This window comes from Calothrix sp. UHCC 0171 (assembly GCF_034931845.1).
Classification (GTDB): domain Bacteria; phylum Cyanobacteriota; class Cyanobacteriia; order Cyanobacteriales; family Nostocaceae; genus Brunnivagina.
In genome coordinates this window covers 232,970-245,720 of sequence record NZ_JAYGHN010000002.1, presented here as the reverse complement: position 1 = coordinate 245,720, position 12,751 = coordinate 232,970, and the positions used below count along the sequence as shown (strand labels likewise).

The 12,751-nt window shown below is 40.4% G+C and carries 10 protein-coding genes; 5 read left to right on the top strand and 5 right to left on the bottom strand.

The annotated features are described in order from the left end of the window. Window positions 1–217: 217 nt before the first annotated feature. Together VB733_RS03060 and VB733_RS03055 are read right to left on the bottom strand one after the other, a co-directional pair. The gene (locus VB733_RS03060; RefSeq protein WP_323338633.1) at window positions 218–889 is read right to left on the bottom strand and encodes an SAM-dependent methyltransferase; all 672 of its coding nucleotides are present in this window, start codon (window positions 887–889) and stop codon (window positions 218–220) included. A gap of 100 nt (window positions 890–989) precedes the next feature. Then, the gene (locus VB733_RS03055; RefSeq protein ID WP_323338632.1) at window positions 990–2,321 is read right to left on the bottom strand and encodes an APC family permease; all 1,332 of its coding nucleotides are present in this window, start codon (window positions 2,319–2,321) and stop codon (window positions 990–992) included. A 506-nt stretch (window positions 2,322–2,827) separates the two neighbouring features. On the opposite strand from VB733_RS03055, the gene VB733_RS03050 reads away from it, so the two are divergent. After that, complete coding sequence (locus tag VB733_RS03050) at window positions 2,828–3,220, top strand: DUF3574 domain-containing protein (protein ID WP_323338631.1); 393 nt, start codon at window positions 2,828–2,830, stop codon at window positions 3,218–3,220. 28 nt (window positions 3,221–3,248) lie between these two features. On the opposite strand, the gene VB733_RS03045 is transcribed toward VB733_RS03050, so the two are convergent. Continuing rightward, window positions 3,249–4,232 carry a hypothetical protein gene (locus VB733_RS03045; protein ID WP_323338630.1) on the bottom strand — a complete coding sequence of 328 codons (984 nt, stop codon included), beginning with the start codon at window positions 4,230–4,232 and terminating at the stop codon, window positions 3,249–3,251. 107 nt (window positions 4,233–4,339) lie between these two features. On the opposite strand from VB733_RS03045, the gene VB733_RS03040 reads away from it, so the two are divergent. The 3 genes from VB733_RS03040 to VB733_RS03030 all read left to right on the top strand — a co-directional run bounded on the left by VB733_RS03040 (window position 4,340) and on the right by VB733_RS03030 (window position 8,292). Beyond that, complete coding sequence (locus VB733_RS03040) at window positions 4,340–5,248, top strand: metallophosphoesterase family protein (protein ID WP_323338629.1); 909 nt, start codon at window positions 4,340–4,342, stop codon at window positions 5,246–5,248. A gap of 475 nt (window positions 5,249–5,723) precedes the next feature. Continuing rightward, window positions 5,724–6,659 (top strand): phosphate/phosphite/phosphonate ABC transporter substrate-binding protein, encoded by a 936-nt coding sequence (locus VB733_RS03035; RefSeq protein WP_323338628.1) that lies wholly within the window; start codon window positions 5,724–5,726, stop codon window positions 6,657–6,659. Window positions 6,660–6,960: 301 nt separating this feature from the next. Continuing rightward, a complete protein-coding gene (locus VB733_RS03030) occupies window positions 6,961–8,292 on the top strand; it encodes a serine/threonine-protein kinase (protein ID WP_323338627.1) in 1,332 nt (443 codons plus the stop codon). Window positions 8,293–8,431: 139 nt separating this feature from the next. Here VB733_RS03030 and VB733_RS03025 read toward each other — a convergent pair whose 3' ends face one another. Together VB733_RS03025 and btpA are read right to left on the bottom strand one after the other, a co-directional pair. After that, window positions 8,432–9,484 carry a vitamin K epoxide reductase family protein gene (locus VB733_RS03025; protein ID WP_323338626.1) on the bottom strand — a complete coding sequence of 351 codons (1,053 nt, stop codon included), beginning with the start codon at window positions 9,482–9,484 and terminating at the stop codon, window positions 8,432–8,434. A 173-nt stretch (window positions 9,485–9,657) separates the two neighbouring features. Beyond that, the gene (gene btpA / locus VB733_RS03020) at window positions 9,658–10,506 is read right to left on the bottom strand and encodes a photosystem I biogenesis protein BtpA (protein WP_323338625.1); all 849 of its coding nucleotides are present in this window, start codon (window positions 10,504–10,506) and stop codon (window positions 9,658–9,660) included. 916 nt (window positions 10,507–11,422) lie between these two features. Between btpA and rimO the strand changes: the two genes are divergently transcribed. Continuing rightward, the gene (rimO, locus tag VB733_RS03015) at window positions 11,423–12,739 is read left to right on the top strand and encodes a 30S ribosomal protein S12 methylthiotransferase RimO (protein ID WP_323338624.1); all 1,317 of its coding nucleotides are present in this window, start codon (window positions 11,423–11,425) and stop codon (window positions 12,737–12,739) included. Window positions 12,740–12,751: the final 12 nt, after the last annotated feature.

The window sequence follows — 12,751 nt, the reverse complement described above, 5'->3', positions numbered from 1 at the left end:
CACCCTACTTTTGTACTTGATTTAATCCACATCCCTAATCATTCAGATTCATATTTCTCCCCCTCTCCCCATCCCCGCGTCCCCCCATCTCCCCCTCTCCCCATCTCCCCCTCTCCCCATCCCTTTATCCTAAATTTTAGGCAAACCCGACGAAACCAAGGAATGGGGGATAAGAGAAGGCTCTTATTCCTTCATTCCCCATCATTAACCTGAAAAATTAATTACTGGGTGCAGGACTGCTTAAATTAGTAGGAATTTTCTCAGGTATAGTCCAATAGTAGACTGTTTTCCCGTTGACATTGAGAGTCTTTTCTGGCTTCCAATCTCCCATATCAAAAGCGTGGGAAACAATGCGAGTACCGGGTTTAAGTTGCTCAAAAAGCTGCGATCGCAATCTTACATTCAGTTCTGGTAGCAAGTATAGTGTGACAACTGTAGCTTTGCTAAAGTCAGTTTTAAATAAATCTTGTTGCAAAAACTTGACTTTATCGGTGACACCTTCTTTGGCGGCATTGGCATTTGCTTCTTTAATCCGTTCTGGGTCAATATCGATACCAACCCCTTGCGTACCAAACTTCTTTGCCGCAGTAATAGGAATTCGTCCGTCACCACTACCTAGATCATATAAAATGTCATTTTTGCCCACTTTGGCAACTTCCAGCATTTTATCAACCACTTCCTGCGGTGTCGGTACATAGACAACATCCGGTGTCCGTTCCTGTGGCTGTGTCTGTGTTGCAGGTTTTGTTTCTTGTACTTGTATTGCTGGAGATGGTGTGGCGCTGCTCTCCTGGACACTACTAACTTGTTCAGCACAACCTGTTAGCAATAAACCACTCAAACTTGCTGTTGCCAAGAAAACTTTCAAAAACATTGGTTGTAATGTCATTATAACTCCGTTGGTAATGAGATAAAGGGTATTTGGGGACATGGGTAGAAGAGAGATATAAATTTTTAACTCTCACCCTCTCCGTCTCTTCGACAATTTGTTATTTCCGACTGAACATCAGTACGGGAACACCTGTAAGTAAAACTACGACCCCGATGCTGCCACCGATACCCGTATAGTTAATACTGGAATACAGTAAATAACCGCAGGTGGCACAAAACAGTAGAGGAATTACAGGATAAAGCGGCACTTTGAAAGGACGGGGAATACTTGGCTCTCGGTAGCGCAAAACGATTAAAGCAATACCCGATAACAGGAAAAAGAACCAGAACACGGGGGCTGTATAATCCACCATTGTTTCAAAGCCTTTTCGCCTGATAGCCCCGATAATTACTAGCGCAAATGTAATTCCAGCCTGTACAATCAAAGCATTAGCTGGACTACTGCGATCGCTCCAACGTCCGAGAAATGCAAATTTGGAAAAATCACGTCCCAGGGCATAATTTGTTCTTGCGCCAGTAAATATGGTGGCGTTAGCTGCACCTAATGCAGATAAAGCAATGAGGACACTGACAAACTTTGAGCCACCTTCACCTAACACAAGACGCATCAATTCAGCCGCAGGAGCTTCAGATGTTGCCATTCTTGCGAAGCCAAATCCATGCAGATACGCAAGGTTAATCAGGAGATATATTGCAGTAATAATGGCAATACTTCCTAATAAAACCTTTACCATGTTGCGCCCAGAATCACTTACTTCTGCGGATAGATATGCAGCTTCATTCCAGCCACCATAAGTAAGTAAGACAAATACCATTGCCAAGCCAAAGGTAGTGGTTTGGGTTACTGGTGTTGTCGTGCTAATTGCGGGTTGTGCAGCAGCTAGGAAAATCCCCACCGCAATCACAAGTAGCAACCCCAATACTTTGGCGACAGTTAATAAATTCTGCGTCCACTTACCCTGCTCAATGCCGATAACATTTAGGATAGTCAAGAGTGCGATCGCGATACTAGCGTAGATAGCCGAAGAATATTCCCCTAACCGCCACAATTGGGAAGCATAATCTCCAAACACAAATGTCAATAAGGCGATAGAACCCGTTTGAATTACCGTCATTCGCGCCCAAGCAAATAAAAACGATAAATTTCTCCCAAAGGCTCGTTGTAAATAGTAATAAACCCCTCCAGCATCTGGGTAAGCTGTAGCTAATTCGGCATAGCAAAGCGCACCAATGAATGAGATAACTCCACCCAAAAGCCATGCAAACATCGCAACCTGTGCGTTAGCCACGTTGGCAGCAACTAATGCTGGAGTTTCAAAAATACCGACACCAACAACCATGCCGATAATTAGAGCGCCAGCATCGATGGTAGAAAGGGTTGGCTTAGGTCTAAATTGTACTTGTTTGGGCGGTGTAATTTTTATTGCCATAAAATTAGCTTAGTAGAGTAGATTTTCCCAAATGTCAAAATTAAAGGATTGAGAATTTACTTTTGTTCAAGGGACTTTGAAGTGGCGATCGCTATTCCCAAGCTTTGCCTTTTCTATAACAAAAGTAACTTTTTTAACATCCTTTGCTGATTCAGACAGTTGGTAATCCTTCTATCTGCGTCCATCCAGTACCTTGAAGGAAGGAGTAAATTCTTCGTTAAGGACTTTCTGTTTACATCTACGATTTTGATCTATTTTGAGAATCGCCTAATTAATCTAGCAAAAGAGCGGCTTATATTAAATTCGACTTGAGTCAGAAGAGTAAAACCAGTAAATGTGATATTGGGATGGCTACTGGGGAAAATACATAAACTCATTCATTCGCCCGTAGTTATTAAATATGACACTGCAATATTGAGATTCAGTATATCATGACTTTTGTATCTATTTTTACTAGAATTACACAGTACAATCTCAGTCTTTTGATGATGGGAGGATTCATTTTTATGACTCCTGTTGATATCAAAAGATTAGTTCAGGCTCAATCTTCCTCAACATCTAATGCTAGTGGGCAGGAAGACATTATTGTCAAAGAAGAATTATATTTTGGGTTATCAAAACCAGAAGGTAAAGTCGTATCTGAACTGGAATGGCAACGGTTTTTAAATAATGTGATTAGCCCTCGGTTTCGAGAAGGTTTTACTGTGATGAATGCAAACGGACAATATCTTAGCCGGAATGGGAAACTAATTCGAGAAAATACAAAATTAGTGATTTTAATTCATCAAAAGCACTCCACTAAAAATGTACAGGTTCAAGAAGCGATCGCAAAATATAAACAAATGTTTCAACAAGAATCTGTTTTGCGAGTAACTAGTAATGTGAAATTATCTTTTTAGCACTATAACTGATAAATTAAATGATGAATTATCCCTGATTTTCTGTAATTGATTGACGTTGAAAAATAATCATTTCATCTCCAACAACAGGATTACGCGCAACCAATCTCTCTTGAGAATCCAATATTTCTAAATGGCTAAAATCTAATTCTTGAGAACGTTGAAATATATCAGCAGCTAATTTATCCTGTTGTGACTTTTTCAAGCTATACCAATCATCATTAATCGTCACGATTAAGCTGCTATTACGAAAATTTGCTTGGATTGATTTTACTAATCCAGATGTAACACCTTTACTCACCTCTGCAACTCGATTTTCTATTGCTGCAATTAGAGTTTGTTCTGGAGTTAAAGGGACAAATTCTGGTGTTGGTTCGGGTTTTACTTGCTCTACAACAGTTTGAGTTTTTTCTGGTGGAATTTCTTCCGTTGGTGGTTTCTCCTCAGTTTCCTCGGCTATGGGAGGTTTTATTTCTTCTTCTTCTTTTTCTTTTTCTTTTTCTTGTTCTATTTCCTCTTTTACTTGTTCTTCTACAGATGGAGTTGGGAGTACGTCAGGTTTGCTTGGTGTGGCAACTACTAGGGGAGGTGCTTCTTGTGATGGTATATTGATAGCAACTTCAGTATTTTTACTTACAAAAAACGACGATGTAGTCCAGACAGTGACTATCGCAATCACAATAATTGTTCCACTCAAGACTGTATCTGAGATTTGCGACGAAATCTGTATCGGTAACACAGCACGAATACTAATTAAAATCGCACCCCACCACCCCTGCTGTCTAACCTCAGCATCCTGTGGTTCAGTTTCCAGCTTATCAACCGTCGCTTCTAAAATTCCTATAGTTCCTCGCAAAAATTCGATAATTTTTGCCTTCCAAAATGGGAGAGATGACTGGTAACGTGTTTGACTAGTTTGCATGGCATCTTCTTGCCGACGACGTGGCTGACGACGATTTCGTCTCGGCTCTGGGGAAGAAGGGGGTTGAGAATTGGGGTTATCTTGAGACATGGAACTTTCAGCAGAGATAGCTAATCAATGACAAGTGGCTTTAGAGAATGTATCACTACATTGGGGTTGAGTTCAGATAAGCTATCTACATATTCACAAGGGGAAACATGAATCTCAAACGACGTAAATTTTTATTTTTAAGTGGCTCTACTACTCTTGGTGTGGCAATTTTAGGCTTTACGCAAGTTATTCAAGCTAGTCAGAATATTACCAAGCAAGTTAATAAAAAACCGCTTCCCACCGTCAAAAAAAGTGAATTCCTACTAAGATTTGTTTCTGTGGCTGATACTGGTACGGGTGCAAAAGGACAGTATGCAGTTGCCAATGCAATGACAAATTACCATAGTAAAAATCCTTATAATTTGGTGGTTTTAGCTGGAGATAATATTTACAATAATGGTGAAATTGAGAAAATTAATGCAGTTTTTGAGCGTCCTTATGCGGCATTACTGAAAAAAAATGTAAAATTCTATGCATGTTTGGGTAATCATGATATTCGCACAAATAATGGCGACCAGCAAGTAAAGTATACTGGGTTTAATATGCAGGGTAGATACTACACATACACTCGTAACCAAGTACAGTTTTTCGTCTTGGATACGAATAGTAATGCTGATATGAAAACACAGTTAACTTGGTTAGAAACAGAATTAAGTAAGTCCAAAGCACCTTGGAAAATAGTCTATGGACATCACCCAATTTATGCATCGGGGGCTTATGGGAGCAATCCAGAATTTATCAAGAATTTCACACCAATTTTTCAAAAGCATAATGTTCAACTTTATATTAATGGACATGAACACCATTACGAACGAACAAAGTCTATTAATGGTACTACATATTTAATCTGTGGAGCCGGCGCAGGAACCCGCCCTGTTGGGAAAAATGCATGGACTGCATATTCGGCAGAAAAGTTGAGTTTTGCAGCCTATGAAGTCTACACAGATAGAATTGAAATCAAGGCTATTGGTACTGACAACCAAGTTTTTGATCGCGGGATTATTCCACTTAAATAAATATCATTTAACCGGAATGAGAGAAGACTTAATTAATTAACGTTAATGAAGATTTTAGTAAATGCGATCGCAACATAATTGAGAAAAGACAATTAAAACATTGGACAATTTTCTACAAGTCAAATTTTATTACTTGTAACTTTTTTGTTGACTAATAACAGTTTTATGTCTCAAGAATGATACTGAAAAACTTCTCATATTAGTATTTCTCAACACTTTTTTAGTAAATTCAAGCAAAGTATATTAATTTCATAATTGTCTTTCACACAGCAAAGTTATACTATAACGTGAGCGGTTAGCTATTAGCTATTAGCGGTTAGCTAAATACTTATAAAATAAGCGCTAATACCTATTTTTGAAGTCAAAATTCTAGCCGTTCTTAGTATAAATTTAGATTTGGTAAGCTCTTGCTTATCTATAAACTACTAAAAATAGGATAATTTAGAATGGAGCGAATCATATAATCACTTATGCTATGAAATTGACAATGCTACCGCAAACTTTATTACTTCCATCACTAGTAATATTACTAGGACTGATTGAAGTAGGATGCGGTACAAAACAGGAACAAATCAATCCAGAAAAATTAAGTATTGGTGTCGTTAGCTACGGAGAAGGCACTGTATCGTTAGAAAAGTACGATCGCTTTAAAAACTATATTGCCGAGCAAACAAAATCAATTGTCGAACTTGAACCTGCCTACAATGAATTACAGGCAGTGGAACAGGTACAGCGCCAAAATTGGGAAATCGTTTTTGCACCCCCCGGACTAGCTGCAATTGCTATTGGTAAATCCCAATATCTGCCTTTATTTTCGATGGAGGGTGTCACGAGTACCCAACGTTCTTTATTGCTGGTTCGTGACGATAAACCAATCCAGAAAATTGGCGATTTACAGAACAAAATTGTGGCACTGGGGGAAACTGGTTCTGCTGCGGGTTTCTATGTACCCCTATATGACCTATATGGGTTAACTTTAAAACAAATACAACAAGTACCAACACCTAAAGTCGCACTTGCCAGACTTAATGATGGAACTGTTGATGCAGCAGCAATGTCAGAACGCGATTTTGAAATCTATAAACGTGATTTTCCAGCAACTAAGTTTCGAGTATTACACACTAGTCGTTGGATTCCTGCTGGAGTGGTACTATTAGGACCAAAAGTAGAAAGAAACCGCCAACAGCAGATTGAAAAAGCCATGCGCGAAGCCTCTCCTGATGTTGCGGCTGACGCTGGGTACATCACTGCGGCGAAAGTACCTAACTACGATCAGTTTATTCAACTAATAGAAAAAGTGAGACCACTTGAAGATAAAGTCAAACAAGTTCCCGCAGTTTTGGTTCATCAACAACTAAATAATCAAGGAACTCCTAGCCCACAAAAAACGAAAGTTGAAAAAACTCAATAACTTGTCTCGACAAAATTTAATTTTTCTCGGCGTTATTAAGTATTGTGAAGCCAGATAAGTAATTGGCTATAGATTTTTTGATCTACTTAGCAGTTTAGTAATTGAAGTTTGTGTAACTTAGTCATAAGTTATTAGTTATGGCTAGATTAGAGATGGAATTGCACCTTGTGGTAAGCATTGTCTCTGCTAGTGGCTCCTAAATTCTCAATTCTGAATTCTAACTTCTAAAACTCAGCATTTTGGATGGCTGCTAATCGTTAAAAGAACCAGTTATTTACCTGAAATAGCGGAGTTCAATGCTATGTCTCAGTTTCCCTTGGCAGGCTCAGAAATTGCAGCTGGAACCTTGATTGATAATCGCTACATAATTCAAAAACTACTTGGACAGGGTGGGTTGGGAAGAACTTATTTAGCTTTTGATACCCGTCGTTTTAACGAACCCTGTGTCCTCAAGGAATTCGCACCTCTGGGTACGGGTGAAAATGGCTTAGAAAGATGCCGCAATCTCTTTAAACGCGAAGCCAGAATTTTACATCAACTCGAACACCCGCAAATACCGCGTTTTTTGGCATGTTTTGAGGGAGAAGGTAGATTATTTTTGGTGCAGGAATATGTTGATGGTAAAACCTATTCTACCTTATTGCGCGATCGCCAACTGCAAAACCAAGTATTTTTGGAAGCTGAAGTCATAGATTGGCTACAAAAACTGCTACCAATACTTACTTATATTCATGAGCATAATATTATTCATCGTGATATTTCCCCAGATAATATTATGCTGCCATCTGGGAAAGATTTACCAGTCTTAATTGATTTTGGTGTCGGTAAACAAATTGCTGATTTAAATGAACATGCCAATCAACAAGTAACTTTTGTTGGCAAAATGTCATTAGTGGGAAAAGTGGGATATGCACCCCGCGAACAAATTAGTATTGGCTTGTGTTCTCCCAGCAGTGATTTATATGCATTGGGTGTCACCGCAGTGGTATTATTAACAGGTCGTGACCCCTCATTTTTGATGGATTTATATTCCTTAGAATGGAAATGGCGACTATATACAAATGTGAGCGATCGCTTTGCCGAAATCCTTGATAAAATGCTGGCTGATATCCCCAAAAATCGCTATCAAACATCACAAGAAGTGATGAATGATTTAGAAGAATTATTAACACAACTAAAAACACCGAAAAACACCTCTGAAACTACCATTTCCGAAATAGCAGTAATAGAAGAAGTAGACGAGCTTACACCTACTATTTATACTAATCAACCTGACCCTTGGGAAGTAACATCAGAATTTTATTTACCACCGATAGAAAATATATTTGCTAATACTACTGGTGATGAAGTTTACAATACTAATAATACTAGTAATACTGGTCTAAATATCAATAGAAAAACAAGTAATCATCACTCACATCAATCAACTAAATTACCATCTTTAGAACCGGAATTTCTCCAATCCTGTCAGCAATATCTAGCCTATTATATTGGTCCAATGGCAAGCATGATTATTGAAGAAACCCTAGTAGAAAATCCTAGAGTTTCCCAATCTGAATTTGTACAAATTCTCGCGCAAGAAATTCATGACTCCCATGATGCGAGTGAATTTGCTCACAAGTTGTTGACTTAACGTGATTTTTATACACCTAAATTCAACCCCTTCTCTGCAAAAAGAAGGGGCTAAAATCTACTCCCTAAGCACAAAAAATCAAGCTATTTCATACCTTCCCACTGGCGGATAAAGGACTTAGGAGTAGGAAATAGAAAAACTACCTGAAATATTTAAAGTTTCGGATTCCGGTATAACCCGTGACTTTTGCTAATTCGTCTAAATTCTGTACACCACTATATTGCTTCCCATTAATAATCCACGTCGGGAAGCCTTTTATCCCTGCGGCTTGACAATCTTGAGGTTTGCCTTTTGGACTTTGAGCAGCACATTCGACTTTTGCATTATTGTCATCAAGAATTTTCTGAGCTTCCTTACCAAAAAGTAATTTTTGCTCATGACAATGGGGGCACCAAAAAGCACTGTACTGTTTAGCACCAACCTTCACTAAATGTTGTGCCAATTGAATTTCCGCTTCTCCAGAGGTGGTTGTCACTTCCCAACCAAATTCCGGGCTGGGTTCTCCGACTTTTCCTGGACTAGCATCAAATAATAATTTTCCACCTTGTCCACCACCGGATTCGACGATGCGGACTGCTTCTGGGGAAATTTGACCAATCTGAAGTTTAGCACCTTTGCCAATACCCCCATAAACACCCAAAGTCGCAATTAGTGTCACCATCCCCACAATAATTCCGGTGAAAAATATTTGTCCCAAATCTTCCCAGGAACGACCGATAATAGTGAGTACCAAAAAGGATAAAGAAAATGTGGCAGAGGCAATGCAGTAGGGACAAAGGGCTTGGATACGGAATGCCATTACATACATGAGATAGGCACTAAAAACGGTCATTGCAAATGCACCAACCAATAGTAGTAACCATGTCACATTTTCAATTTTTTTGCGCTGCTCTTTATTTTCTTCTGGCTTAATTGCTAAGGGCGACAGGGCAAATATCAACATGCTCAAGTATGCCAAAAATCCATAAATTGGTAATGGGATACCCGAACCAACGGGAATTTCTGCCCAAGGACTAGAAAGAACATCATTACAGCCAGCTTTCCCAGCAGTTTCAGCTACGCAAGCGACAGCGCCTCCACTGAGTTTCTCATAGGTAAGATAAGCTGTAGTTAAGGCACCGATTCCCGCGATCGCAGCGATGATAATGCGCGAATAGCGATGAATCCAAGGAGTAGAACGTCGGCGAATCATAATCGTTAAGAGTTGTTGGTTAATGGTTAATGGTTAGTAGTTAGTAGCTGACGGTAGTTGGTAATTATGGCGAAGTTAGTAAGCTAGAAAAAACTGGATTAGAAATCACCCATCTCCTACTATCTATAATCAACTATCATCCCTTAACCATTAACCATTACCCATTTTCAATTTTACGAATGTAACTTGACAGAAGGAATCGATTTGTCACCTTCCTGAAAAGAGCGACTTTGGCGGGCTGCTTCCACAAATTGACTGACACGATTCGGATCAATTGGTTGCTCAATCTTTCCTTGCCGTTTCAACGAACTCGAAACAATTGCCCCATCCGCAGCCTGCATCAGTGTAGCAATATTGTCCAAACTTGCCCCACTACCAATAAATACAGGTGTACCATTTGCTGCATCTGTTGCTAGTTCCAAGTCTTGTAAATCGGGAGGACTGCCCGTTGCCCATCCAGATAAAATTACGGCATCGGCAAGTCCCCGTTCAATGGTATCTTGGACGGCAACTGTCAGGTTGGGAGAACTTAAAGGACGGGCATGTTTGACTAACACGTCGGCAAAGATTTTGACATCACTACCTAATTCCCGTCGATATCGTAATAGTTCATGTGCTTCCCCTTCAATTAGTCCTTGATCGGTTGCCATGACTCCGGTAAGTACGTTGACACGGATAAATTGTGCCCGCACACAACTCGCAATCGCGATCGCACTCCTACCATCGTTCCGCAGCACGTTTAAGCCAACTGGCTGGGTGACTAAATTCTGGATGCGCTGCACTACTACAGTCATTGCGCTCACTATTGCCGGATCGACTTGATTTTTGGTAAAGGGCGCATCGAAAAAATTTTCGACAATAATCCCATCAACACCCCCACTAGCGAGGGCTGTTGCTTCTTGTTCCGCACGGTCAATCACCGCTTTGAGGTTTCCTCCCCAACGGGGTGAGGTTGGCAGTGGCAACAGGTGAACCACGCCAATAATCGGTGTTCGGGTTTTAAATAACTGATATAAGTCCACGTCTTTAAATTAAACTGCTTTGCAGAGTCCATAGGAGCTTGTCACCATTTGGGTTTTGTATAATGGGACTAGCGTTCCAAAATCACACTACTTCGACTGGACGGAAATCGACACTGCCGAATAGCTCATTCTGTCACCTAAACTTAAATTATGAGTTGGTTTGATTAGAACTAGTTAGGGTTTTGTTAACTGTTACCAACCCTTAATCCCGAACTCGGAGCGATCGCAAAAATTAGTAAAAATTTATTTTACTATTGACTCGCTTTGTGCCTCCCTCTTAAGGAGGAATTTAGCGTGAAATCTTCCATAAGATATGTTAAGATGAAATCTGGCTACAAGAGGAGCTTGCCACTCGCTAGACGCAAATTTAGTGCTAGACATGGAACTATTGCATCCTGTGTGATATGTTCTAACAGGATAGCAACGTCATTAAAAGAGTTGGTTGCCAGCAGCCCGCAGTTTCATGCTTTACCTAAGCAAAGGTTGCATTACCGCTCGCGCAGTTAAAAGCGCTGGCGATTTCCCCAGGGTTGCGACATCCTTTTGAATACGCCACAGACATCTGTACATTCGCTTTAACAGCGATTTTATTGATGTCATCCAGAGGGCGACTTCCCGACGGGTAGATTTACAACGCAGTAGCTGCGGTAATGTAAAATACCAACAGCTAGTTTTTTTTTGAAGAAAAGTGACGAGCGAATCAATTTACCCTGAGATTCTTGAGTTTTTCCTCTGGAAAGCAGTAAGTTACGCACATAATAGCATGTTCTCAAAGCTGTTTTAGACATGACTAAGGCAAGCATTTGTCAGGGAAATTTTGCTTTTCATTTGTTTGCAAATGTTTAAGGATAATTCGTGTAGATATAATGCTGAACTGTTTGACACATAAGAAAAAACCGGAAGATGTTTTCAATATATGGGTGATAAGCCAACAATAGCAATTTCTCATTTAGGCTGCGAAAAAAATAGAATAGATACAGAGCATATGCTGGGGCTGCTTGTGGAAGCAGGTTACGGCGTAGATAGTAATGAAGATTTAGCAGATTACGTTATTGTCAACACCTGTAGTTTTATCGAGGCAGCGCGGGAAGAATCCGTTAAAACCCTAGTGGAATTAGCGGAAGCCAATAAGAAAATCGTCATTACTGGTTGTATGGCGCAACATTTCCAAGGTCAGTTATTGGATGAGTTGCCCGAAGCAGTTGCTGTAGTTGGTACAGGCGATTATCAGAAGATAGTCGATGTCATTCAGCGTGCTGAAGGTGGTGAACGAGTCCAAGAAGTTAGTGCCGAACCAACGTATATTGCCGATGAGTTTACACCGCGCTATCGCACAACTACCGAAGGTGTAGCTTATTTAAGAGTTGCCGAAGGATGCGATTATCGCTGTGCATTTTGTATTATTCCTCATCTTCGGGGTAATCAGCGATCGCGTACGATTGAATCGATAGTGGCAGAAGCAAAGCAACTAGCCAGCCAAGGGGTGCAAGAAATCATCTTGATTTCCCAAATCACAACCAATTACGGTTTAGACATATATGGCAAGCCGCAATTAGCCGAATTACTTCGAGCATTGAGGGAAGTTGACGTACCGTGGATTCGGATGCACTATGCTTATCCGACAGGACTTACCCCCGACGTAATTGAGGCAATTCAACAAACACCGAATGTTTTGCCCTATTTAGACTTACCCCTACAACACTCACACCCAGAGGTTCTCCGCGCGATGAACCGTCCCTGGCAAGGACGGGTTAACGATGCGATTATTGAGAACATTAAGGAAGCACTGCCGGAAGCGGTACTGCGGACAACATTTATTGTCGGCTTCCCAGGAGAAACCGACATCCACTTTGACCATTTAATGGAATTTGTCCAACGTCATCAATTTGACCATGTTGGAGTATTTACATTTTCGCCAGAGGAAGGAACAAAAGCTGCCACGTTACCTAACCAAATCACACAAGAAGTAATGGACGAACGGCGCGATGCTTTAATGGCGCTTCAGCAACCGATTTCACTCCAAAGAAACCAACAGCAAATCAATAGAGTTGTAGATGTCCTGATTGAGCAGGAAAATCCGGCAACAGGAGAATTAGTCGGTCGTTCTAGCCGTTTTGCCCCAGAAGTTGATGGGCTTGTGTATGTTCAAGGGACTGCTAAATTAGGAACCATCGTCCCAGTCGCGATCAAAAATGCAGATGCATATGACCTATATGGTCAAATAGTCAATTAATAATTCGTTGTT